Origin of the sequence: Burkholderia sp. FERM BP-3421, assembly GCF_028657905.1 — a bacterium.
GTDB lineage: Bacteria > Pseudomonadota > Gammaproteobacteria > Burkholderiales > Burkholderiaceae > Burkholderia.
On record NZ_CP117782.1, the window covers coordinates 891,122 to 914,191 of the forward strand.

Genomic DNA, 23,070 nt, shown 5'->3' on the forward strand with positions numbered 1-23,070 from the left:
CGGGGAGTCGGGCGGCATGGCGGCAGAGGACGGTCAGGGCCGCCCGGCGTCAGGCGGCGAAGCGTTCCACGCGAAGCGCGGCGAGCGTCTCGGCCGGCACGCGGTGCGCGTCGCCGCCGAGATAATCCGCCACCACTTTAGCAGAGCCGCATGCGAGCCCCCAGCCGGCGGGGCCGTGGCCCAGGTTCACGTACACGCGTGGATGCGGGGTCGGACCCACGACCGGCAACCCGTCCGGCGACAGCAGCCGGATGCCTTGCCACGCGCGCGCGGCGGAGATCCGCGCCGCGCCGGGGATCCAGTCGTGGGTGGCCTGGCCGAGCAGCGCGAGCGCCGCTTCCGACAGCGGTTCGGCGAGCGGGCGGCTCGTGTCCTTCATGCTTTGCAGCACCGCGCCGCCGCCGATCCTGAGCCGCTGGCTCATGCGCGTCATCGTGATGCGCTTGATCGAATCGACGATCGCGAGGCGCGGCGCGTGTTCCTCGTAGGCGATCGGCGCGGTCAGCGTGTGCAGCCGCACCGGATGGAGCGGCAGATGCACGCCGAGCCTTTCGAGCAGCGCGAGGCTGCCGACGCCCGCGGCGACCACGATCGCGTCGGCCGAGATCACGTCGACCTCCTTGCCGCGCGTGGCGCGCGGGTCGCCGGGCTCGGGCGCGAGTTCGACGGCCGCGCGGGCCGTGTCGGTGCGGATCGCGGTGACGGCGCGGCCGAGCCGGAACTGCACGTCGTGTTCGTCGAGCACCTGCTTGACCAGTTTCACGAAAAGGGGGCAGTTCGCGGTGCGCTCGCCCTCGAACAGCACGCCGCCCGCGAACGGCGGATCGAGCGGCATCGAGGGTTCGAGCGCCGCGCATTCCTCGGGGCTCAGCACCTGGTGCGGCATCCCGAGCGTGCGCAGCAGCTCGAGCACGGGCTGCGCGTGCGTCCATTCGCGCGCGTCGCGCACCACGTGCAGAACGCCGCTCTTCTGTTCGAAGTCGAGCTGGAAACGGGCCTCGATGTCCGCGATCGCGTCGCGCGACGCGTCGACGAGCGGCCGCAGCTTCGCGTAATGGGCGGCGAACGCGTCCGGCTCGTTGAATTCGCCGAGGCGGCGCACGAAGCGCCGCAGCGGGCCGTTCAGGCCGGGCTTGTAGACGATGCCGCTCTTCAGCGGGCGGCGCTGCCGCATGAAGGTCGGCCCGAACCAGACGTCGAGCGGCGTCGGCAGCAGTGCGCCGCCGTGGCCGTAGGTGGCGCCCTGCGCGACCGTCGCGTGACGGTCGACGACGCACACGCGATGGCCGGCCGCGCGTAACTGATAGGCGGTGGCGACGCCGCCGATCCCGCCGCCAATGACGATGACATCCATGCTTGATTCGATGACGGGCGCGCATGCGGCCCGATGGGTAAGCTTCGAGGCGGGCCGCGAACGACCCGGTGAAGCGCGCATGATAGCGCCAAATGTCGCCGCCGACGGCGCGGGCGGGGTCGCGCACCGTCGCGAAGCGGGTCTGGAGGGCGGCACTTCCGGGTATAATTGCGGTCTTCTTTTCGCCCCACGTCGCCAGCTTGCGCGACTCATCGACGTCAGTCCAGCCCATGGCTCACTTCTCGTGTTTTCCCGGCGCTTCGGCCCTTTCCGATTTCCGTCAAACCCGCCTGCTCGACACGCTCAAGCAAATCGACGGCGATATCGTCGCGATCCGCGGTCAGTTCCTGCACTTCGTCAATGCGCATGAGCCGCTGCCGGCCGACGACGCGGCCCGCGTCGAGGCGCTGATGCACTACGGCGCGCCGTTCGAACCGGCGGCCGAGCGCGGGGCGACCGAGACCTTCGTGGTGGTGCCGCGGTTCGGCACGGTGTCGCCGTGGGCGAGCAAGGCGACCGACATCGCGCTGCACTGCGGGCTGTCGCGGGTGCGCCGCATCGAGCGCGGCATCGAGTTCACGGTCACGCTCAAGAGCGGCCTGCTCGGCGTCGGCGGCAAGAAGGCGCTGTCCGCCGAGGCGCGCGTCGCGGTGATCGCGGCGCTGCACGACCGCATGACGGAAAACGCGATCGCGGCGCGCGACGACGCGCGCCACCTGTTCGACGAACTGCCCGCGAAGCCGCTCGCGACGGTCGACGTGCTGGGCAGCGGGCACGCCGCGCTCGAAGCGGCCAACGCCGAACTGGGCCTTGCGCTCGCCGCCGACGAGATCGACTACCTGGTCGACGCGTTCCGCAAGCTCGAGCGCAACCCGACCGACGTCGAACTGATGATGTTCGCGCAGGCGAACAGCGAGCACTGCCGCCACAAGATTTTCAACGCGCAGTGGACGATCGACGGCGACGCGCAGGACCTGTCGCTGTTCCAGATGATCCGCAACACCGAGAAGCTGAACCCGCAGGGCACGATCGTCGCCTATTCGGACAACTCCTCGATCATGGTGGGCGCGCAGGCCGAGCGCTGGTTCCCGCGCGGCGCGTCGCAGAACGGTCCGGCCGAGCGCTATGGCCGCCACACCGAGATGAGCCACACGCTGATGAAGGTGGAGACGCACAACCACCCGACCGCGATCTCGCCGTTCCCGGGCGCCGCGACCGGCGCGGGCGGCGAAATCCGCGACGAGGGTGCGACGGGGCGCGGCGCGCGCCCGAAGGCGGGCCTCGTCGGCTTCACGGTGTCGAACCTCGATCTGCCGGGCGCGCGCGAAGGCTGGGAAAACGACCGCGACGCCGCGCAGCCGCCGGCCGGGCGCAATCCGGACGCGGCCCACGGCCAGTACGGCCGCCCGGACCGCATCGCGTCGCCGCTGCAGATCATGATCGACGGCCCGCTCGGCGGCGCCGCGTTCAACAATGAATTCGGCCGCCCGAACCTCGGCGGCTATTTCCGCGTGTACGAGCAGAACGTCGGCGGCCAGAGGCGCGGCTATCACAAGCCGATCATGATCGCGGGCGGCATCGGCAACATCTCCGATCAGCACACCCACAAGCACGACCTGCCGGCCGGCTCGCTGTTGATCCAGATCGGCGGCCCGGGGATGCGGATCGGCATGGGCGGCAGCGCGGCCAGCTCGATGGCGACGGGCGCGAACACGGCCGAGCTGGACTTCGATTCGGTGCAGCGCGGCAACCCGGAAATCGAGCGGCGCGCGCAGGAAGTGATCAACGGCTGCTGGCAGCTCGGCGACACGAACCCGATCCTGAGCATCCACGACGTTGGCGCGGGCGGCCTGTCGAACGCGTTCCCCGAGCTCGTCGACGGCGCCGACAAGGGCGCGCGCTTCGAACTGCGCAAGGTGCAGCTCGAGGAGAGCGGCCTGTCGCCGCGCGAGATCTGGTCGAACGAGGCGCAGGAGCGCTACGTGCTGGCGATCGCGCCGGCCGACCTGGCGCGCTTCGAGGCGATCTGCGTGCGCGAGCGCTGCCCGTTCGCGGTGGTGGGCGTCGCGACCGACGTGCGCCAGCTGCAGCTCGTCGACGACGATGCGCAGGGCGCGCATGCGTACCCGGTCGACATGCCGATGGAAGTGCTGCTCGGCAAGCCGCCGCGCATGCACCGCGACGTGACGCGCGTCGCGGTCGAGCGCGCGCCGGTCGAGGTCACGGGCATCGCGCTCGCCGACGTCGCCGCGAGCGTGCTGCGTCACCCGACCGTCGCGAGCAAGTCGTTCCTGATCACGATCGGCGACCGCACGGTCGGCGGCACCTCGGTGCGCGACCAGCTGGTCGGCCCGTGGCAGGTGCCGGTCGCGGACTGCGCGATCACCGCGATGGACTACGCCGGTTTCCACGGCGAGGCGATGACGATGGCCGAGCGCACGCCGCTTGCCGTGATCGACGCGCCGGCGTCGGGCCGCATGGCGGTCGGCGAGGCCATCACGAACATCGCGGCGGCGCCGATCGCGTCGCTGGACAAGCTGAAGCTGTCGGCCAACTGGATGGCCGCGTGCGGCACCGCGGGCGAGGACGCCGCGCTGTTCGACACGGTGAAGGCGATCGGCATGGAGCTGTGCCCGGCGCTCGGGATCGGCATCCCGGTCGGCAAGGATTCCCTGTCGATGAAGACCAAGTGGGACGAGGCGGGCGTCGCGAAGGAAGTGGTCGCGCCGGTGTCGCTGATCATCTCGGCGTTCGCGCCGGTCGAGGACGTGCGCCGCCACCTGACGCCGCAACTGCGCCGCGTCGCCGACGCGGGCGACAGCGTGCTGATCCTGATCGACCTCGGCCGCGGCCGCAACCGGCTGGGCGGCAGCATCTTCGCGCAGGTCACGCAGCAGGTCGGCAACGACACGCCGGACGTCGACGACGCGGAAGACCTGAAGCGCTTCTTCACGGCGGTCCAGGCGCTCAACGCGCAGGGCAGGCTGCTCGCCTACCACGACCGCTCGGACGGCGGGCTGTGGGCGACCGTGTGCGAGATGGCGTTCGCCGGCCACGCGGGCGTGTCGCTCAACGTCGACATGCTCACGCTCGACGCCGATCACGCGTCGGACTACGGCGATGCGAAGGACTGGGCGAAGCAGACCAGCGGCCGGCGCGACGACCGCACGCTGCGCGCGCTGTTTGCCGAGGAACTCGGCGCGGTGGTGCAGGTGCGCGCGGCGGAACGCGACGCGGTGCTCGCGGTGCTGCGCGAGCACGGGCTGTCGACCTGCTCGCACGTGATCGGCAGCGTGAACGAGCGCGACGCGATCGAAGTGTTCCGCGACGCCAGGAAGATCTACGACGCGCCGCGCGCCGAGCTGCATCGCGCGTGGGGCGAGGTCAGCTGGCGCATCGCGCGCCTGCGCGACAACCCGGCCTGCGCGGACGCCGAATACGACACGCTGCTCGACACCGCGGATCCGGGCCTGTCGCCGGTGCTGACGTTCGACGCGCAAGAGGACATCGCCGCGCCGTTCATCGCCACGGGCGCGCGGCCGCGCGTCGCGATCCTGCGCGAGCAGGGCGTCAATTCGCATCTGGAAACCGCCTACGCGTTCGATCGCGCGGGCTTCGACGCGCACGACGTGCACATGAGCGACCTGCTCGCCGGCCGCGCGACGCTGGCGGACTTCGCGGGCGCGGTCGCCTGCGGCGGCTTCTCGTACGGCGACGTGCTGGGCGCGGGCGAGGGCTGGGCGAAGACGATCCGCTTCAATCCGCAGCTGGCGGACATGTTCGCGGCCTTCTTCGCGCGCCAGGACACCTTCGCGCTCGGCATTTGCAACGGCTGTCAGATGCTGTCGAGCATCGCGTCGATGATTCCGGGCGCGGAAGCCTGGCCGAAGTTCACGCGCAACAAGTCCGAGCAGTTCGAGGCGCGGTTGTCGCTGGTCGAGGTGCAGCCGTCGCCGTCGATCTTCTTCGCGGGCATGGAAGGCTCGCGGATCCCGGTCGCGGTTGCGCACGGCGAAGGCTATGCGGACTTCTCGCAGCAGGGCGACGCGAGCCGCGTCGCGGTCGCGATGCGCTATGTCGACCATCGCGGCGCGGCGACCGAGGCGTATCCGTTCAACCCGAACGGTTCGCCGGACGGGATGACCTCGGTGACGACCGCGGACGGCCGTTTCACGGTGCTGATGCCGCACATGGAGCGCGTGCATCGCACGTTGCAGATGAGCTGGCACCCGGACGACTGGAGCGAGGCGAGCCCGTGGCTGCGCGTGTTCCGCAACGCGCGTCGCTGGCTCGGCTGATGTCCATGCCGTCGCTGTCGCCGCGTGCGGCGGCGGCCCGCGCAGGCCAATAAAAAAAAGGTTCATCGCGGGAAACCGTGGAAGCTTTGGGTGCAGTTGGTAATCTGACGCCAGTGGAAACGGGCGTTGGAGGCCAAATTGCTGGATCGCAAAGCACTACAGGCATTGGGATGCTGGACGGGCTACCGGGTTGAGCGAGTGGAATGGCCGTCGGAGGCAAGCCGAACCCTGTCGCTGTATCTCAAGCCGGTCAGCAAAGTGATGGTCTGCGAGCAATGCGGCAAACGGTGCCAGCAGATTCACGAGACGACCGTTCGGCGGGTGCGGGATCTGCCCTTATTTGAATACCGGGTGGTGCTCCATGTGCCGCGCCGACGAGTCTGGTGCGACCACTGCGGCGGCCCTCGGTTGGAGAGGCTGGATTGGCTGGGGCGTTACCAACGGGTCACTGCCCGCTTTGCCAAGGCCTGCGAGATCTTGCTGAAGTCCGCCAGCGTACAGGCTGTTGCTGCGTTCTATGGTCTGAATTGGCACACTGTCAAATCGATCGACAAAGCCAGTTTGCAAGCCAGCATTGTTGAGCCGGATTGGGAACAGGTGCGGTATCTGGCCATGGACGAGTTTGCGCTCCACAAGGGCCATCGCTATGCCACCGTGGTTGTTGAGCCGATCAGCCGGCAAGTGCTATGGATCGGCCAGGGCCGCTCACGCGAAACCGCCCGAGCCTTCTTCGAGCAGCTTCCCGAAGGCGTTGCCGAGCGCATCGAGGCGGTCGCCATCGATATGACGACCGCCTATGAGCTGGAAATCAAGGCGAACTGCCCGCAGGCGGAAGTCGTCTATGACTTGTTCCACGTGGTGGCCAAGTACGGACGTGAAGTCATTGACCGGGTACGAGTCGATCAGGCCAATCAGCTTCGGCATGACCGTCCTGCGCGCAAAGTACTGAAGTCGAGCCGCTGGCTGCTGCTGCGCAATCGCCAGAACTTGCGGGCAGATCAGGCGGTACATCTGAATGAACTGCTGGAAGCCAACCAGCCGTTGCTGTGCGTCTATCTGCTACGCGATGAACTCAAGCGACTCTGGTTCTACCAGAGACCCGCCTGGGCTCAGAAGGCATGGGGACAATGGATCAGGCAGGCTCAGCAGAGCGGCATTACGCCGCTCAAACTGTTCGCTGAACGCCTGCAAAGCTACTGGCACGGCATTCTGGCTCGCTGCAAACACCCGCTCAATACCAGCGTCGTCGAAGGCATCAACAACACCATCAAGGTCATCAAGCGTCGGGCCTACGGCTACCGGGATGAGGAATACTTCTTCCTCAAGATCCGCGCTGCCTTCCCCGGTAATCCGCGATGAACCAAAAAAAAGCCGCTCCGGGGAGCGGCTTTTTGCTGTCCGCGCGAACGCGGACGGGTGCGGTCTTACTCGACCTTCGCTTTCTGGCGCAGACCTTCCTCGAACGACTGCAGCTTCTGCTGGACCAGTTGCTGCGCGATCTGCTGCTTGACCTGCTCGAGCGGCGGCGGCGCGATGCTGCGGATGTCGTCGACGCGGATGATGTGCCAGCCGAACTGGGTCTTCACCGGTGTATTGGTCATCTGGCCTTTCTGCAGCTGCTGCGCGGCCGAGGCGAACTCGGGCACGTAGGCCTTCGGATCGGACCAGTCGAGGTCGCCGCCGTTTTTCGCGGAGCCCGGATCCTTCGAATATTGCTTCGCGAGGTCCTCGAACTTCGCGCCGGCCTTGATCTTCGCGATCAGGTCCTTCGCCTGCTGCTCGTTGTCGACGAGGATGTGGTGCAGGTGATACTCACGGCCGCCCGCGCCTTTCACGAGGTCGTCGTAGCGCGCCTTCACCTCGGCGTCGGTCGGCTGGTTCTTCTTCAGGAAATCCTCGATCATCGCGCGCAGCACGGCGGTCTGCTGCGCGACGACGATCTGCGCCTTCACGTCGGCGCGGGTCGGGATCCCTTCCCGGATCGCTTCCTGCATCAGGATCTCGCGGTTGACGAGTTCCTGGCGCACGGCCTGCTGCAGCTGCGGCGAGTCCTGCTGACCTTGCTGGACGAGCTGCGCGACCATCGCGTCGGCGCGCGATTTCGGAATCGGCGTGCCGTTGACCACGGCGATGTTCTGGGCGAAAGCCGGAGCGGCTGCGAGAGCGGCCACCAGGGCCCACAGGCGGGGGGATTTCAGGATCATCGGGGATTCCTAATGAGACGATTTGACTTAATGAGAAGACACGTTGAATTCTTCGGGGGTGTAAGCAACGATCGCGAGCGCGTGAATACCGCGCTGCATTGCCTCGGCGAGCGCATCATACACCAGCCGATGGCGTGCGACGCGCGCCTTGCCGGCGAACGCGGCGGACACGATCGTTACCGTGTAATGGCCGCCCGCGGCGGCCCCCGCGTGGCCCGCGTGCTGCGCGCTGTCGTCGCGCACGTCGAGCGAGGCGGGCGCGAGCGCGGCCGCGAGGCGCGCCTCGATCAGCGCGATCCGTTCGGCGGGAGAGGCGTTCAGGAAAGCATCGCTCATGTCATTCTTCCTTCAGGTATTTCGCGAGCCACAGGCTCTGCAGGATGATGAACACGATCATCGCGCCCGTCGTGCCGAACAGCTTGAAGTTGACCCACTGCGATTCGGTGAAGTTGTGCACCACGTACAGGTTGGCGACGCCGAGCACGGCGAAGAACAGCGCCCAGGCGAGGTTGAGCTTGTCCCATACCGGGTGCGGCAGCGTGAGCTGCTTGCCCATCATTTTCTCGATCAGGTTCTTGTTGAATGCATAGCGGGCGGCGAGCAGGCCGACCGCGAAAAGCCAGTAAAGCACCGTGGGTTTCCATTGAATGAATTTCTCGTCATGCAGCACGAGGGTCGCGCCGCCGAACACGACGATCACGCCGAGGCTCACCCACAGCATCGTGTCGACTTTCTTGTGGCGGAACGCCACCCAGGCGACCTGGGCGAGCGTGGCGACAATCGCGACGGCGGTGGCCGTGAAGATGCCCCATAGCTTGAAGGCGGCGAAAAACAGGATGATCGGGAACAGGTCGAACAGAAATTTCATGGCGATCGCAGCTGCGTGACGGGCCTGGGCGGCCCGCCACCGTTGTAGGGACCCCGCGCGCGGGCGGTTGCCGCCCGCTTACTTCTGCCCGGGTTGAGGCTCGAAGTTTAACGCAGCCGAGTTAATACAGTAACGCAGGCCGGTCTTGTCGCGCGGGCCGTCCTCGAAGACGTGGCCCAGATGCGCGCCGCACTGGTTGCAGCGCACCTCGACGCGCGTCATGCCGTGCGTGTGGTCCATCTTTTCCTCGATCACCTCGCCGTCGAGCGGCTTGAAGTAGCTGGGCCAGCCGCAGCCCGAGTGGTACTTCGCGCCGGATTCGAACAGCGCGGTGCCGCAGACGACGCAATGGTAGATGCCCGTGTCTTCGGTATCCGTGTATTCGCCCGTGAACGCGCGCTCGGTGGCCGCGTGCTGGGTCACCTCGTACTGCATCGGCGTGAGCCGGCGGCGCAGCTCGGCGTCGTCCTTCTGGTAGGGGTAGGCCTGGTCGTCTCGATCATGGGACATGGTTCGTCTCTCCTGGGGAAGGGGCTGGGCGCGCGAGCGCGCGCCCCGGGGTCACGACGAGCAGCTCACCGCGAGCGAGCCGGCCCAGTCCGGCGGCAGCGCGGCATACGCGTCGTATTCCGGCTGTTCGTCGAACGGGCGGCTCAGCACCTGGGCGAGGCGCTCGAGTTCCGAGAAATCGCGTTCCTGCGCGCGGCGGATCGCCGTCTCCGCGAGATGGTTGCGCAGCACGTACTTCGGGTTCACGCGGTTCATCGCGGCGGCGCGCGCCGCGTCGTCGCGCGTTTCGAGCGCGAGGCGCGCGCGGTAGCGCCCGGCCCACTGGTCGAACGCCTCGCGGTCGATGAACAGGTCGCGCACCGCCGCATCGGCATGCGGGTCGTGCTTCGACACATGCGCGAGCCGGCGGAACGTCAGCGTGAAATCGGCGCGGCCCGCGTGCATCACCTCGAGCAGCTGGTTCGAGAGCGCGGCGTCGTCGTCGTGCGCGTGTTCGAGCCCGAGCTTGGCGCGCATCGCGCGTTCTAGCGCGGGGCCGAAGTGTTCCGGGAAGCGGGCGAGCACGGCCTGCGCGTCGTCGACCGCGCGCTCGGCGCGCGCGTCCTCGTCCGATGCGTCGTGCTGCAGGCCGATCAGCGGCAGCAGCGCCTGCGCGAGGCAGAAGCAGTTCCAGTGCGCGATGCGCGGCTGCATCCGGTACGCGTAGCGGCCCTGCGAATCGGAGTGGTTGCAGATGTGGTTCGCGTCGAACGCGTCGATGAAGCCGAACGGGCCGTAGTCGAGCGTGACGCCGAGAATCGACATGTTGTCGGTGTTCAGCACGCCGTGGCAGAAGCCGACCGCCTGCCACTGCGCGACCAGCGCGGCCGTGCGCTGCATCACCGCGTCGAGCAGCGCGAGGTACGGGTCGTCGGCGTCTCGGCAGGCCGGGTAGAAGCGCGCGATCACGTGGTCGGCGAGCGCGCGCAGCAGGTCGGGGCGGTCGTTCGAGAAGAAGTGCTCGAAATGCCCGAAGCGCACGAAGCTCTCCGCGACCCGCGTGACCACCGCCGCGGTCTCGATTTCCTCGCGCGCCACGGGATGGTCGGAGCCGATCACGGTCAGCGCGCGGGTCGTCGGGATGCCGAGATGGTGCAGCGCCTCCGAACCGAGGAATTCGCGGATCGACGAACGCAGCACCGCGCGGCCGTCGCCCATCCGCGAGTACGGGGTGCGGCCCGCCCCCTTGAGCTGCAGCTCGTAGCGGCGGCCGTCGTGCCCGATCTCGCCGAGCCCGATCGCCCGGCCGTCGCCGAGCTGCCCCGCCCAGACGCCGAACTGGTGGCCCGAGTAGACGGTCGCGTACGGCTGCGACGCGGCGGGCCAGGCGCGCGTCGGGTTGCCGCAGAACAGCTCGGCGAAGCCGGGGTCGCGGCACACCGCGGGGTCGAGCCCGAGCATGCGCGCGGCGTCGTCGGAGAAGCCGACCACGTAGGGCGCGGGCAGCGGTGCGGCGGGCAGGCGCGTCAGGAACTCGGCGCCGAGCGCGAGGAACGCGTCGTCGCGCGGCGCCGCGAGCGACGCGGCGAGATCGGGGAGGGTGGCCGACAGCGCGGCCTCGCTTCTGGAAAACGACATGTTGATCATATGAAAGTAAGCCGATATTGTAATTCCGCGCCGCGCGGGCTGCTTGGCCGCGCGGCGCGCCGCATGCAGCCGACCGATTCGCCGGATCCTCCTGGGAGAACAAGACGATGGGCAAGCCGTTGCTGGGCCAGATGATGGAAATGCCGCTGCTGGTGTCGTCGCTGATCGCGCACGCCGCGCGCCACGCGGGCGACGTCGAGATCGTGTCGCGGCGCATCGAGGGCGACCTGCACCGCTATACCTATCGCGACTGCGAACGGCGTTCCAAACAGCTCGCCCAGGCGCTGACCCGCCTCGGCGCGGGCCAGGGCGACCGGATTGGAACGCTGGCCTGGAACGGCTACCGGCACCTCGAAGCCTATTACGGCGTCGGCGGGATGGGCGCGGTCTGCCACACGATCAACCCGCGCCTGTTTCCCGAGCAGATCGCCTACATCATCAACCACGCGGCCGATCGCTACGTGCTGTTCGATCTCAACTTCGCGCCGCTGGTCGACGCGCTCGCGCCGCAGTGCCCGCAGGTGGAAGGCTGGATCGCGCTGACCGACGCCGCGCACCTGCCGGGCGGGGCGACCCCTTTCCTCTGCTACGAAACGCTGCTCGCGGCCGAGGACGGCGACTACGCGTGGCCGCTGCTCGACGAGCGGCAGGCGGTCGGGCTCTGCTACACCTCGGGCACGACCGGCAATCCGAAGGGCGCGCTGTACTCGCACCGCTCGACCGTGCTGCACGCGTGGGGCGCGGCGCTGCCCAACGCGATGGCGCTGTCGGCGCGCGACGCGGTGATGCCGGTCGTGCCGATGTTCCACGTGAATGCGTGGGGGCTGCCGTATGCCTGCCCGCTCGCGGGCAGCAAGCTCGTGTTCCCGGGCAAGGATCTCGACGGCAAGTCGCTGTACGCGCTGATCGAGGGGGAGCGCGTGACCTACTCGGCGGGCGTGCCGACGGTGTGGCTCGGCCTGCTCAACTACATGCGCGAGGCCGGCGTGCGCTTTTCGTCGCTCGATCGCACGGTGATCGGCGGCTCCGCGTGCCCGCCCGCGATGCTGAACACGTTCCAGGACGAATACGGCGTCCGCGTGATCCACGCGTGGGGGATGACCGAACTGTCGCCGCTCGGCACGCTCGCGACGCTCGACTGGGCGCAGTCGCAGCGGCCGCGCGAGGCGCAGCGGCGTCTGCTGGAGAAGCAGGGGCGGGTGATCTACGGCATCGACATGCGGATCGTCGACGACGCGGGCCGCGAGCTGCCGCACGACGGCGTCGCGTTCGGCGAGCTGCAGGTGCGCGGGCCGTGGGTGATCGACCGCTATTTCGGGGTGGATGCGTCGCCGCTCGTCGACGGCTGGTTCCCGACCGGCGACGTCGCGACCATCGACGCGGACGGCTTCCTGCAGATCACCGACCGCAGCAAGGACGTGATCAAGTCGGGCGGCGAGTGGATCAGCTCGATCGACCTGGAGAACGTCGCGATCGCGCACCCCGCCGTGGCCGAGGCCGCGTGCATCGCGTGCGCGCATCCGAAGTGGACCGAGCGGCCTTTGCTGGTCGTGGTGCCGCGGCCGGGCGCGACGGTGTCGCGCGAGGAGCTGCTCGCGTTCTTCGACGGCAAGGTCGCGAAATGGTGGGTTCCCGACGACGTCGTATTCGTCGACGAGCTGCCGCATACCGCCACCGGCAAGCTGCAGAAGCTCAAGCTGCGCGAGCGCTTCCGCGACCACGTGCTGCCGACGACACAGGGCGCCGCCTAGGCCCGGCGGCGGTCCGCCCCGGGACGCGATGGACAGCCCGAGGTGAATTGAACGATCGTTCTTTTTTGATGTATCCTGCCTCCTGTATTCCGACGCGCGGCGCTTGGCCGCGAGCGGCGCCCCCGGCCGCTCATGGACGCACGATCGCCGCATAGCAGGCGCGCTGCCACGGCGCGCGCAACCGCATGGAGGCAGACAGATGGCAGTGGACTACACGACTCGCGACGGCGTCGCCGTCATCACGCTCGACAATCCGCCCGTCAACGGGCTCGGCCTGTCGACCCGGCTCGGCGTCATGGAGGGGCTCGAACGCGCGCAGCGCGATCCGGCGGTGGCCGCGATCGTGCTGACGGGCGCGGGCCGGGCCTTCTCGGGCGGCGCGGACATCACCGAATTCAACACGCCGAAGGTGCTCCAGGAGCCGACGCTGCACACCGTGATCGACGCGGTGGAGTCGAGCCCGAAGCCCGTGGTGGCCGCGCTGCACAGCGTGGTGATGGGCGGCGGCCTCGAACTCGCGCTCGCCGCGCACTACCGGATCGCGGCGGGCGGCGCGCAGATCGCGCTGCCCGAGGTCAAGCTCGGCCTCCTGCCGGGCGCGGGCGGCACCCAGCGCCTGCCGCGCGCGGTCGGCCTCGAAACCGCGCTCAACATGATCGTGTCGGGCGCGCCGGTGCCGTCCGAGCAGCTCGCGAAAAGCGGCCTGTTCGACGAACTCGCGGAAGGTGATCTCGCGGCCGCCGCGCTCGCGTTCGCGCGCAAGGTCGGCGCGGTGGTCGGGCCGCATCCGCGCGTGCGCGACCGGCCGATCGTGCACGACAACGCGGCCGGTTTCATCCAGTTCGCGCGCAACAGCGCGAAAGCCGCCGCGCCACATTTCCCGGCACCGCACCGCTGCATCGACGCGATCGAGGCCGGCGTGCAGCTCGGTTTCGACAAGGGGCTCGCGGCGGAACGGGCAGGCTTCCTCGCGCTGATCATGACGCCCGAGAGCCGCGCGCTGCGCCACGCGTTCTTCGGCGAGCGCGCGGCCGCGAAGATCCCCGACGTGTCGGCGGCCACGCCGACGCGCGCGATCGAGACGGTCGCGGTGATCGGCGCCGGCACGATGGGCGGCGGCATCACGATGAATTTCCTCAACGCGGGGCTGCCGGTCACGCTGCTCGAAACCAGCCAGGAGGCGCTCGACCGCGGGCTCGCGACGATCCGCCGCAACTACGACGCGCAGGTGCAGAAGGGCAAGCTGACCGAGGCGAAGCGCGACGCGCGGCTCGCGCTGATCCGGCCGACGCTGTCGTATGCGGATCTCGCGCAGGCGGACCTGATCATCGAGGCGGTGTTCGAGGAGCTGGGCGTGAAGGAACAGGTGTTCCGCCGGCTCGACGAAGTCGCGAAGCCGGGCGCGATCCTCGCCTCGAACACCTCGACGCTCGACGTCAACAAGATCGCCGCGTTCACGAAGCGGCCGCAGGACGTGATCGGGCTGCACTTCTTCAGCCCGGCGAACGTGATGAAGCTGCTGGAGGTGGTGCGCGGCGACGCGACCGCGAAGGACGTGCTCGCCACCGTGATGCAGCTCGCCAAGAAGATCCGCAAGACCGCCGTGGTGTCGGGCGTGTGCGACGGCTTCATCGGCAACCGGATGATCGAGCAGTATCTGCGGCAGGCGCTGTTCATGCTGGAGGAGGGCGCGCTGCCGGCGCAGGTCGACCGCGCGATCGAGAAGTTCGGTTTCGCGATGGGGCCGTTCCGGATGAGTGACCTGGCCGGCAACGACATCGGCTGGGCGATCCGCAAGCGCCGCTATGTCGAGCAGCCGGATTTCCAGTACTCGAAGATCGCGGATCGCCTGTGCGAGCTGGGCCGCTTCGGGCAGAAGACCGGCGCGGGCTGGTACGACTACGTGCCGGGCGCGCGCCAGGCGAAACCGTCGGCGCTCGTCGACGAGCTGGTGGTCGGCTATTCGAAGGAGCGCGGCGTCGAGCGGCGCCGCATCGGCGACGACGAGATCGTCGAGCGGCTCGTCTATGCGCTCGTCAACGAGGGCGCGAAGATCCTCGAGGAGAAGATCGCGTCGAAGGCCTCCGACATCGACATGGTGTACCTGACCGGCTACGGCTTTCCGCTGTGGCGCGGCGGCCCGATGCTGTACGCGGACACGGTCGGCCTCTACAACGTCGAGCGGGCGATCCGCCGCTACGCGGCGGCCCCGAACGGCGACGCGTGGCGGATCGCGCCGTCGATCGCCGCGCTCGCGCAGGACGGGCGCGGTTTCAACGCCTGACGCGGCCGCGCGATCCATCCGCAAGGAGACGCATGATGAAACGCAGTGACGAGGTTCTGCTCGTGATCGACGTGCAGAACGACTTCATGCCGGGCGGCCCGCTCGCGGTCGCCGACGGCGACGCGGTGGTGCCGGTCGTGAACCGGCTCGCCGCGGCCTTCGGGCACGTGGTGCTGACGCAGGACTGGCATCCGGCCGGCCACGTGTCGTTCGCGGCCAATCATCCGGGCCGCGAGGCTTTCTCGACGATCGCCCTGCCTTACGGCGAGCAGGTGCTGTGGCCCACGCACTGCGTGCAGGACACGGACGGCGCGGCGCTGCATCGCGACCTCGCGATCCCGCACGCGCGCCTCGTGATCCGCAAGGGGCACCACGCGGACGTCGACAGCTACTCGGCCTTCGTCGAGGCCGACGGCCGGACGCCGACCGGGTTGGCCGGCTATCTGCGCGAGCTGGGCGTGAAACGCGTGTGGTGCTGCGGCCTCGCGACCGACTATTGCGTCGCGTGGTCCGCGCAGGACGCGCGCAAGGCGGGCTTCGACGCCCTCGTGATCGAGGACGCCTGCCGCGCGATCGATCGCGACGGCTCGCTCGAACGCGCCTGGCGCAACCTGCGCGACGCGGGGGTGGCGCGCGTCACGTCCGCGGATGCGCTCGCATGACGCGGCCCCTTCCCATTTGCCGGAACACGTTTTCAGGAGACAGGCATGACTGAAGCCGTAATCGTATCGACCGCCCGCACCGGGCTCGCGAAATCCTGGCGCGGCGCGCTCAACATGACGCATGGCGCGACGCTGGGCGGCCACGTGGTCGCGGCCGCCGTCGCCCGCGCGCAGATCGACCCGGACAGCGTCGAGGATGTGCTGATCGGCTGCGCGAACCCCGAGGGCGCGACGGGCGGCAACATCGCGCGTCAGATCGCGCTGCGCGCGGGCTTGCCGGTCGGCGTGCCGGGCATGACCGTGAACCGGTTCTGCTCGTCGGGTCTGCAGACCATCGCGCTGGCCGCGCAGCGCGTGATCGCGGGCGAGGGCGAGGTGTATGTCGCGGGCGGGGTCGAGTCGATCTCGTGCGTGCAGAACGAGATGAACCGCCACATGATGATGGAAGGCTGGCTCACCGAGCATAAGCCGGAGATCTACTGGAGCATGTTGCAGACCGCCGAGACCGTCGCGAAGCGCTACGGCATCGAGAAAGCGCGCCAGGACGAATACGGCGTGCGTTCGCAGCAGCGCGCGGCGGCCGCGCAGGCGGCCGGGCTGTTCGACGCGGAGATCGTGTCGATCACCGTGCGCGCCGGCGTGGCCGACAAGGCCACGGGCCGCCTGTACACGAAGGAGGTCACGTTGTCCGCGGACGAGGGCATCCGTCCTGACACGACGCTCGACGGCGTGTCGAAGATCCGCTCCGCGGTGCCGGGCGGCGTGATCACGGCCGGCAATGCGAGCCAGTTTTCCGATGGCGCGGCGGCCTGCGTCGTGATGAATGCGAAACGCGCGGAGCGCGAGGGGCTGCAACCGCTCGGGATCTTCCGCGGTTTCGCGGTGGCCGGCTGCGAGCCCGACGAGATGGGCATCGGGCCGGTGTTCGCGGTGCCGAAGCTGCTCGCGAAGGCGGGCCTAAAGGTCGGCGACATCGATCTGTGGGAGCTGAACGAGGCGTTCGCGGTGCAGGTGCTCTATTGTCGCGACACGCTTGGGATTCCCGACGAACGCCTGAACGTGAACGGCGGCGCGATCGCGGTCGGGCATCCGTACGGCGTGTCCGGCGCGCGCCTGACCGGCCATGCGCTGCTCGAAGGCAAGCGGCGCGGCGCGAAATACGTGGTCGTGACGATGTGCATCGGCGGCGGCCAGGGCGCGGCGGGGTTGTTCGAGATCGTTTGAGCGGTCGGTCGGTCGGCGGAGCGTTGCGCGCGGCACACGCCGGCCGGGTTGGGGGCTGTCCCGGACGGGGGGGAACGCGCTAAGATGCCGCTGCGCGGCGCGCAGCGGCCGCGCGCGATGCTGCTTGTCCACCAGTTGATGACGCGGACCGCCCGATGCCTGCCACCCGGACTTTCCTCAGTGCGTGCTGGTCGATTCCCGAGGCCGACGGAGAGACGCGCCGGCGTTTGCTGAACCGTCAGCTGCGTCCGCTGTTCCTGATCGTTCCGATTCTCTCGTTGACTCATTGCCTGGCCGCGATCTGGCTGATCGCCGCGCTGGGCGCCGCGCTCGCGCCGGCGGATGTCGTCGCGTGGAGTATCGGCTTCGTGCTGTGCGAGGCGGCGTGGTCCGCGCATGCGCTGACCCGGCTCGCCGCCAGGCGGTCCGGCCGCCGCGCCGACCACACGCGCGGCGATCTCGCGCTTGCCGCGCTGCTGTGCGGCCTGACCGCGCTGTGGTGCGGCCTCGGGTTGTACCTGAGCACGCCGCGCATCGTCGACGAAGCCGACCGGCTCCTCATCGTCGCCTTCGTCCCCGGGCTGATCGCCACGGGCGTGCTCGCGAGCATCACGGTGCCCCTCGTGTCGGCGGCCTGGCTCGGCACGCTGACGGTGGCCGCGTGCCTCACGGCGCTTCAACTCGATTACGTGCGCCACGGCGTCGGCATCGCGTTCCTGCTGTTGTACGCGGGGATGCTCGCGTCGGCCTTCCTGCTGATCTCGCGGATGTTCGTCGGCCGCGTGCGGGCCGAACTCGAATCGGCGCGCGAGCGGCGGCTTGCCGAACAGTTGGCGGTGGATCTGCGCTGCCAGAAGGAGATCGCCGAGCAGGCGAGCCAGGCGAAGTCGCGTTTTCTCGCGGCGGCGAGCCACGATCTGCGCCAGCCCGTCCACGCGCTGAGCCTGTTCGTCGGCGCGCTGCACAGCGTGCCGATGCCGCCCGAGGGCCGGCGGCTCGTCGAACAGATCGACGCCTCGACGAGCGCGATGGACATCCTGTTCGCGGCGCTCCTGGACATCTCGAAGATCGACGCGGGCGTCGTCGCGGTCGACCGCCGCGCGTTCCCGATCGACACGGTGCTCGAACGCGTGTGCCGCGATCATCGGGACGACGCGCGGGCCAAGGGCATCGCGCTGTCGCACGTGCGCTGCCGCGCGTGGATCGACTCCGATCCGACGCTGGTCGAGCGGATCGCGCGCAATCTGGTCGCCAACGCCGTGCGCTATACCGACGCCGGGCGCATCGTGGTCGGCTGCCGGCGTCGGCGCGGCGGCCGGATCGCGCTGCAGGTCTGGGATACCGGGCGCGGCATTCCGGCGGCGCAGCACGAACGGGTGTTCCACGAGTACTACCAGCTCGGCAATCCCGAGCGCGACCGCAGCCAGGGGTTGGGACTCGGGCTCGCGATCGTGCGCCGGCTCACGCACTTGATCGGCGCGACGGTGCGGCTGCGTTCGGCGCCGGGCTGGGGCTCGTGCTTCGAGGTGGGGTTCGCGCGCGCGCCGGAGCGGCCCGCGGAATCGCTCGACGCGGCCAACGAGTCCGACGTGCACGGCGCGGGCCTCGTGGTCGTGATCGACGACGAGGCGGCGATCCGCCTGGGCATGTCGATCCTGCTGTCGGGCTGGGGCTACGACGTGGTCGCGGCGGGCTCGGTCGACGAGGCGATCGAGCGGCTCGCCGCGCATGCGCGGCGGCCCGGCCTGTTGCTGTGCGATTTCCGGCTGCGCGGCGGCGAGACCGGGATCGATGCGATCCAGCGGCTGCGGACCGAATACAACGAGCCGATTCCGGCAATGCTGATCTCGGGCGACACGGCGGCGGAGCGCCTGCGCGAGGTGCAGGCGAGCGAGTTGCTGCTGTTGCACAAGCCGGTGCCGAACGACCGATTGCGCACGGCCATTGCGAGGCTGATCGTGATGGAGCCGGAGGAGGGGTAGGCGCTTGGCGGCGTGACGTCGCGGAGGCTGTCAACGCGACTCAGGCGACGCGCCTGCCGAGGTGCTGGCTGACGAGTGGCGGTTGTTATATCAGCCGGTGTCGAGCAGCCGGCTGCGCCCGGTTATCACCCGGCCGATCGTGATGGAGCCGGAGAAAGGTTGGGCGGAAGGCGAGGCGGTTGGCGGCGCGGGGCCTGCAGTCAACGCGACTCGGGCGACGCGGCGGCGAAGCGTCTGCGCGAGGTGCCGGCGGGCGAGTGACGGCAGTTGCACCAATTCGCACTAAACAACCAGCTGCGCCCGGTTATCACCCGGCCGATCGTGATGGAGCCGGGGAAAGGTTGGGCGAAGGGCAAGGTGGTTGGCGGCTCGATGTCGCGGGGGGCTGTCGACGCGATTCAGACGACACGGCGGCGGAGCGCCTGCGCGAGGTGCTGGCGGGCGAGTGGCGACAGTTGCACCAGCCGGCACTCAGCAACCGGCTGCGCACGGCCATCACACGGCTGATCGAAATAGAGCCGGAGGACGGCCCGGCGGAGGACGCGGAACGGCCGGCGACGCGACGTCGCCGGCCCCCGATCAACGAACCGGGGCTCGGGAAGCGCGTCGCATGACGGCCGTGCGCATCCGGCTCGGCCATTCACAGGCAAGGCGGGGCTTACCGGCAGTTCAGCCCGAGCGTCTTGTCCGCGCCAATTCGGTAATCGCAGCGCGCGATGCGCTTGGCGAGCTTCACGTCCGAGGCCTGCCCGTCCGCGTACTTGCAGCGCACCGTGACGAAGCGGCCGGCATCGTAGACATAGCCGAGCTGCCAGTTGCCCGCCGTCGCGCCGGCCTGGTCGGGAACCAGGGTCGCCTGCTCGTCCGGCGCGCCGTCGAATACGTCGACGAAGCGCAGCGGTGCGCCGTCGCGCACCGGGCAGACGGGCGCGGAGCTTGCGGGCTCGATCGCGCAGCCAAGCAGCGCGGCGAAGGACAGCACGGCGACGCGCCTATTCCACGACATAGAAGTTGTCACCGTTGTTCGAGTTGCCATGCGCGCCCCAGCGCAGCATGCGCCGGCCGACGGCCTGCGGGCTCGGCGGCGTCACGAACTGGTCGTAGACGAGGATGCCGGCCGTGCTCTGGCTCACATAGATCGCCGCGTGCCCCTGGTAGTGGCCGGCGGCGTTGAAGGTCGCGATCACGGTGCCGGGCTGGATCTCGGCATTGTCCTTGACCGCCTCGCCCTTGTGCCAGTTGAAGGTCGGCGGCAGCGTCGGGCAAACCTTCTTCACGTACGACACGCACTGGCCGCACAGCTTGGTGCCCTGGGTGTCGCTGCCGGTTGGCACGGTGTCGAACGGGGCGAGGTTGGTGGTGGGTGCGCAGGTCCATTTGCCGACCGGTGCGGCGCTGTTGTTCTGGTAGTTGCTGGAAAGATAGGGCACAAACGCCTCCTGGTCGAGATGCCGGGTATCAGCGGATGCGCCGGCCGGAACGCCCTGGGCCAATGGCAGCGCCGGGTGGGGCGGGGTCGGTGCTCGCGCATTATGCTGAGTTTCGGCGGCAATAGGCAACTGTCTGAATAATGCGCGCGACCGTGCCGGCAAAGGGGGCGGGGGCGGCGGGGAAGGCGCCCCGGGCGGGCGAGCGCAGCTTGCGCGACCGCGGGTCGGACGCGTCGGCAGCGGGCGCGCGGCGGCATGCGTATGGCCGCCCGAGTCCGTCGGATATTGCACGCGGTGACGGCGCGGACCTCCGCGCCGGTCGGGCGCACCGCGCCCTCGGCTTCTATCCGGACGTCCGGCGGCCTCACGCGCGCGGCGTCAATCGAGCCGCTTCCATACCGAGATCGGGACGTCGCCGTTCGGGCGCGGCGTCACGCGATAGCTCAGCTCCTTGCCGATCAGCTCGTACGTGCGGGTCTGCTGCTGCCCCTGCCAGTTCGGGAAGACCGCGTCGCGAATGCTGAACGTCAGCGTGTGCTCGACGGGATTCACCGTGATCGTGCCGTAATGGGTGCTCGCGCCGAGAAGCGCGTCACGGTACTCGGCCGCGGTGCCGGCGGCCTTGTCGTTCGACGCGAAGCGCTCGCGCTCGGCCTTGAAGATCTGCAGCGAGTAATTGCCGTGCGCGTCGATCAGCAGCAGGCCGCGCGGATCCGAGCCGTAGTCGCGGCCGCGCGTGCCGTCCGGGTGCTCGACGTCGGCCGCGACCAGCGTCCAGGTGCCCGCGAGCGGCGACGCGGCGGGGGCGTCGGCGGCCGCGGCGGCCCCCGACGACACGATCGATACGGCGAGCAGCAGACCGGGCAGGCGGCCCGGCTTGAAACAGGTTCCGATCTTCATGGGTCACCGTGGTGAAAGGGTGGGGTGGGCATCCGCCGCCCGGCGGGGCGGGTCGCGACGCCATTTGATACTAGCGGTTTGTCTGCGCTATAAATTCGATAATTCAGATCAAACCTATAAGCAAAACCGAAGGATGGCGATGCCGAACCTCGACATGGATGCGCTGCGGACGCTGGCGATCGCGCAGCAGCTGGGCAGCCTGAACCGCGCGGCCGACCGGATCGGCCGTTCGCAGTCGGCGGTCAGCCAGCAGCTGCGCAAGCTCGAGACGCAGCTGGGTCGGCCGCTGTTTCGCCGCCAGGGACGGGGCCTGGTGCTGACCGAAGCCGGCGAGATGGCGCTGGGCTATGCGCGCCGCCTGCTCGAACTGAACGACGAGGCGGTGACCGCGATCCGCGGAGCGTCGCTCGGCGGCGCGGTCCGGTTCGGCTTGCCGGGCGACTTCGCCGAGACCTGGCTGCCGGCCGCGCTGGGCCGTTTCAAGCGCGCGCATCCGGGGGTGCGCGTCGAAATCGCCGTCGAACGCAACGGACTGCTGCTCGAACGGCTCGACGCTGGAGAACTCGACCTGGTGCTCGCGATGGGGCACGGGCAGCGGCCGGATGCGCAGCGGGTTGCGCACTTGCCGATGGTGTGGATAGGGCCGCCCGGGATAGGGCCGCCCGGGTCAGGGCCATCCGGGTCAGGGCCTTCCGAACCCGATCTGCGCGCGTCGCACGGCGAGCCGCTCGATCTCGCGCTGTACCCGCTGCCGTGCCTGTTCCGCCGCGCGGGCGCCGAGGCGCTCGACCGCGCGGGCATCCGCTGGCGCGTCGCGTACACGACGGGCAGCTTGCAGAGCCTGTGGGCGGGCGTGGCGGGCGGTCTCGGCATCACGTTGCGGACGGCCGCCGGACTGCCGTCGACGCTGCGCGTGCTGGGCGAGGCGCAGGGGCTGCCGCCGCTGCCCTCGGTCGAACTGTGCCTGCACGCGCGGGGAACCGGCGGCGGTCCGGCGCTGGACGGACTCGCACGGGTGGTGGTCGAGTCGCTCGCGGCGAATCTGGGCAATGCATAGAGGCGCGATTAATTTGGTACGCTTGTCACCTCTCGACGCCCGACGTCGTCCAGGCCGGCCCATGCCGGCACGCACCGGAGAAACGCAGTGATCAGACATATCGTGATGTGGAAACTGAAGGAGCACGCCAACGGCGCGACCCGCGCGCAGAATGCCGCGACGCTCAAGGAACGCCTCGAGGCGTGCCGCGACATCGTGCCGGGCATCCTGCACCTCGAAGTCGGCCTCGCGACGCCGGACCTCGATTCGACCTACGACGTCGTGCTGCTTTCCGACTTCGCCGACAAGGCCGCGCTCGACGCCTACCAGGTCCATCCGCTCCACGAGGCGGTCAAGCAATTCATCGGCACCGTGCGCGAAAGCCGCGAGTGCGTCGACTACCACGTCGATCGCGCATGATGACGAGCAGCACCCCGCAACCGCCGGCGCCGTCCGATCCGACCATCGAAAGCCCGTTCGTCGACACGCTCGGCGTGCGGCTCGTGTCCGCCCGCGACGGCGCGAGCGAAGTCGTGTTGCCGCTCGCCGCGCAGCACATGAACACCTGGAACATCGCGCATGGCGGCGTGACGATGACGCTGTCCGACGTCGCGCTCGCGATGGCCGCGCGCAGCCTGACCGAGGACGGCGTCGGCGTCGTCACGGTCGAGATGAAGGTGAATTTCATGCAGCCCGGGCGCGGCGAACTGCGCGCCTACGGTCGCGTACTGCACCGGTCGAGCACGATGGCCTACTGCGAGGGCGAGGTCCGCGACAGCGCGGGCAATTTCGTCGCGAAGGCGCTCGGCACCTTCAAGTACATGAAGCGGCTCGCGGTCGGGCGCGACATCACGCGCCAGCGCAGCCGCACCGACCCCGCCGTGCAACCGGGCCCGAGCGACGCCTAGCGGCGCCTGCCCGCGCGCGTCGCCTTCCTGTCA

The 23,070-nt window shown here is 69.2% G+C and carries 19 protein-coding genes; 10 read left to right on the top strand and 9 right to left on the bottom strand.

Translation table 11 applies throughout. From position 1 onward, the window contains the following. Positions 1-49 precede the first annotated feature (49 nt). Positions 50-1,354 (bottom strand): FAD-dependent oxidoreductase, encoded by a 1,305-nt coding sequence (locus tag Bsp3421_RS20000; RefSeq protein ID WP_274002652.1) that lies wholly within the window; start codon positions 1,352-1,354, stop codon positions 50-52. A 230-nt stretch (positions 1,355-1,584) separates the two neighbouring features. On the opposite strand from Bsp3421_RS20000, the gene purL reads away from it, so the two are divergent. Next, positions 1,585-5,652: a phosphoribosylformylglycinamidine synthase gene (gene purL, locus Bsp3421_RS20005; protein WP_274002654.1), complete on the top strand. Its 4,068-nt coding sequence runs from the start codon at positions 1,585-1,587 to the stop codon at positions 5,650-5,652. Between the two features lie 138 nt (positions 5,653-5,790). Next, entirely contained in the window at positions 5,791-7,011 is a 1,221-nt protein-coding gene (locus Bsp3421_RS20010) for an ISL3 family transposase (protein WP_273998400.1), read from the top strand. A 65-nt stretch (positions 7,012-7,076) separates the two neighbouring features. Here the strand turns inward: Bsp3421_RS20010 and Bsp3421_RS20015 are convergent, their stop codons facing one another. From Bsp3421_RS20015 to Bsp3421_RS20035, 5 genes are all read right to left on the bottom strand, one after another. Beyond that, a complete protein-coding gene (locus Bsp3421_RS20015) occupies positions 7,077-7,856 on the bottom strand; it encodes a peptidylprolyl isomerase (protein ID WP_252984654.1) in 780 nt (259 codons plus the stop codon). 27 nt (positions 7,857-7,883) lie between these two features. Further along, a complete protein-coding gene (locus Bsp3421_RS20020) occupies positions 7,884-8,192 on the bottom strand; it encodes a BolA family protein (RefSeq protein WP_274002655.1) in 309 nt (102 codons plus the stop codon). Position 8,193: 1 nt separating this feature from the next. Then, the gene (locus tag Bsp3421_RS20025; RefSeq protein ID WP_274002657.1) at positions 8,194-8,724 is read right to left on the bottom strand and encodes a septation protein A; all 531 of its coding nucleotides are present in this window, start codon (positions 8,722-8,724) and stop codon (positions 8,194-8,196) included. A gap of 78 nt (positions 8,725-8,802) precedes the next feature. Beyond that, complete coding sequence (gene msrB / locus Bsp3421_RS20030) at positions 8,803-9,234, bottom strand: peptide-methionine (R)-S-oxide reductase MsrB (RefSeq protein WP_274002658.1); 432 nt, start codon at positions 9,232-9,234, stop codon at positions 8,803-8,805. Positions 9,235-9,285: 51 nt separating this feature from the next. Beyond that, complete coding sequence (locus Bsp3421_RS20035) at positions 9,286-10,851, bottom strand: protein adenylyltransferase SelO (protein ID WP_274002659.1); 1,566 nt, start codon at positions 10,849-10,851, stop codon at positions 9,286-9,288. A 116-nt stretch (positions 10,852-10,967) separates the two neighbouring features. Here Bsp3421_RS20035 and Bsp3421_RS20040 point away from each other — a divergent pair, with 116 nt between their 5' ends. The 5 genes from Bsp3421_RS20040 (at position 10,968) to Bsp3421_RS20060 (ending at position 18,763) form a co-directional block, all read left to right on the top strand. Then, the gene (locus tag Bsp3421_RS20040; RefSeq protein ID WP_274002661.1) at positions 10,968-12,611 is read left to right on the top strand and encodes a 3-(methylthio)propionyl-CoA ligase; all 1,644 of its coding nucleotides are present in this window, start codon (positions 10,968-10,970) and stop codon (positions 12,609-12,611) included. Between the two features lie 199 nt (positions 12,612-12,810). Beyond that, positions 12,811-14,895 (top strand): 3-hydroxyacyl-CoA dehydrogenase NAD-binding domain-containing protein, encoded by a 2,085-nt coding sequence (locus Bsp3421_RS20045; RefSeq protein ID WP_274002663.1) that lies wholly within the window; start codon positions 12,811-12,813, stop codon positions 14,893-14,895. 35 nt (positions 14,896-14,930) lie between these two features. Next, positions 14,931-15,557 (top strand): bifunctional nicotinamidase/pyrazinamidase, encoded by a 627-nt coding sequence (gene pncA, locus Bsp3421_RS20050; RefSeq protein ID WP_274004286.1) that lies wholly within the window; start codon positions 14,931-14,933, stop codon positions 15,555-15,557. A 45-nt stretch (positions 15,558-15,602) separates the two neighbouring features. Continuing rightward, complete coding sequence (locus tag Bsp3421_RS20055; protein WP_274002664.1) at positions 15,603-16,781, top strand: acetyl-CoA C-acyltransferase; 1,179 nt, start codon at positions 15,603-15,605, stop codon at positions 16,779-16,781. Between the two features lie 155 nt (positions 16,782-16,936). Next, a complete protein-coding gene (locus tag Bsp3421_RS20060) occupies positions 16,937-18,763 on the top strand; it encodes an ATP-binding response regulator (protein ID WP_274002666.1) in 1,827 nt (608 codons plus the stop codon). A gap of 658 nt (positions 18,764-19,421) precedes the next feature. Here the strand turns inward: Bsp3421_RS20060 and Bsp3421_RS20065 are convergent. The 3 genes from Bsp3421_RS20065 to Bsp3421_RS20075 all read right to left on the bottom strand — a co-directional run bounded on the left by Bsp3421_RS20065 (position 19,422) and on the right by Bsp3421_RS20075 (position 21,093). Next, positions 19,422-19,769, bottom strand: a complete 348-nt coding sequence (locus Bsp3421_RS20065; RefSeq protein WP_274002668.1) for an STY0301 family protein — start codon at positions 19,767-19,769, stop codon at positions 19,422-19,424. After that, positions 19,756-20,193: a BPSL0067 family protein gene (locus Bsp3421_RS20070; RefSeq protein WP_274002669.1), complete on the bottom strand. Its 438-nt coding sequence runs from the start codon at positions 20,191-20,193 to the stop codon at positions 19,756-19,758. Before Bsp3421_RS20070 ends, Bsp3421_RS20065 begins: the two co-directional genes overlap by 14 nt. Positions 20,194-20,571: 378 nt before the next feature. Beyond that, positions 20,572-21,093, bottom strand: a complete 522-nt coding sequence (locus Bsp3421_RS20075) for a lipocalin-like domain-containing protein (RefSeq protein ID WP_274002670.1) — start codon at positions 21,091-21,093, stop codon at positions 20,572-20,574. A gap of 133 nt (positions 21,094-21,226) precedes the next feature. Between Bsp3421_RS20075 and Bsp3421_RS20080 the strand changes: the two genes are divergently transcribed. The 3 genes from Bsp3421_RS20080 (at position 21,227) to Bsp3421_RS20090 (ending at position 23,037) form a co-directional block, all read left to right on the top strand. Continuing rightward, positions 21,227-22,150 carry a LysR substrate-binding domain-containing protein gene (locus Bsp3421_RS20080; RefSeq protein ID WP_274002671.1) on the top strand — a complete coding sequence of 308 codons (924 nt, stop codon included), beginning with the start codon at positions 21,227-21,229 and terminating at the stop codon, positions 22,148-22,150. A gap of 87 nt (positions 22,151-22,237) precedes the next feature. Then, positions 22,238-22,549, top strand: a complete 312-nt coding sequence (locus Bsp3421_RS20085; RefSeq protein WP_274002672.1) for a Dabb family protein — start codon at positions 22,238-22,240, stop codon at positions 22,547-22,549. Beyond that, the gene (locus Bsp3421_RS20090) at positions 22,549-23,037 is read left to right on the top strand and encodes a PaaI family thioesterase (RefSeq protein WP_274004288.1); all 489 of its coding nucleotides are present in this window, start codon (positions 22,549-22,551) and stop codon (positions 23,035-23,037) included. The genes Bsp3421_RS20085 and Bsp3421_RS20090 overlap by 1 nt, the downstream gene beginning before the upstream one ends. The last annotated feature ends 33 nt before the right edge of the window (positions 23,038-23,070 follow it).

Excerpts from the sequence above, each read along its gene's own strand:
- Bsp3421_RS20000 (WP_274002652.1), bottom strand. The coding sequence starts at position 1,354 with ATGGATGTCATCGTCATTGGCGGCGGGATCGGCGGCGTCGCCACCGCC.
- purL (WP_274002654.1), top strand. The coding sequence starts at position 1,585 with ATGGCTCACTTCTCGTGTTTTCCCGGCGCTTCGGCCCTTTCCGATTTC.
- Bsp3421_RS20015 (WP_252984654.1), bottom strand. The coding sequence starts at position 7,856 with ATGATCCTGAAATCCCCCCGCCTGTGGGCCCTGGTGGCCGCTCTCGCA.
- Bsp3421_RS20020 (WP_274002655.1), bottom strand. The coding sequence starts at position 8,192 with ATGAGCGATGCTTTCCTGAACGCCTCTCCCGCCGAACGGATCGCGCTG.
- Bsp3421_RS20025 (WP_274002657.1), bottom strand. The coding sequence starts at position 8,724 with ATGAAATTTCTGTTCGACCTGTTCCCGATCATCCTGTTTTTCGCCGCC.
- msrB (WP_274002658.1), bottom strand. The coding sequence starts at position 9,234 with ATGTCCCATGATCGAGACGACCAGGCCTACCCCTACCAGAAGGACGAC.
- Bsp3421_RS20035 (WP_274002659.1), bottom strand. The coding sequence starts at position 10,851 with ATGTCGTTTTCCAGAAGCGAGGCCGCGCTGTCGGCCACCCTCCCCGAT.
- Bsp3421_RS20040 (WP_274002661.1), top strand. The coding sequence starts at position 10,968 with ATGGGCAAGCCGTTGCTGGGCCAGATGATGGAAATGCCGCTGCTGGTG.
- Bsp3421_RS20045 (WP_274002663.1), top strand. The coding sequence starts at position 12,811 with ATGGCAGTGGACTACACGACTCGCGACGGCGTCGCCGTCATCACGCTC.
- pncA (WP_274004286.1), top strand. The coding sequence starts at position 14,931 with ATGAAACGCAGTGACGAGGTTCTGCTCGTGATCGACGTGCAGAACGAC.
- Bsp3421_RS20055 (WP_274002664.1), top strand. The coding sequence starts at position 15,603 with ATGACTGAAGCCGTAATCGTATCGACCGCCCGCACCGGGCTCGCGAAA.
- Bsp3421_RS20060 (WP_274002666.1), top strand. The coding sequence starts at position 16,937 with ATGCCTGCCACCCGGACTTTCCTCAGTGCGTGCTGGTCGATTCCCGAG.
- Bsp3421_RS20065 (WP_274002668.1), bottom strand. The coding sequence starts at position 19,769 with ATGTCGTGGAATAGGCGCGTCGCCGTGCTGTCCTTCGCCGCGCTGCTT.
- Bsp3421_RS20075 (WP_274002670.1), bottom strand. The coding sequence starts at position 21,093 with ATGAAGATCGGAACCTGTTTCAAGCCGGGCCGCCTGCCCGGTCTGCTG.
- Bsp3421_RS20080 (WP_274002671.1), top strand. The coding sequence starts at position 21,227 with ATGGCGATGCCGAACCTCGACATGGATGCGCTGCGGACGCTGGCGATC.
- Bsp3421_RS20090 (WP_274004288.1), top strand. The coding sequence starts at position 22,549 with ATGACGAGCAGCACCCCGCAACCGCCGGCGCCGTCCGATCCGACCATC.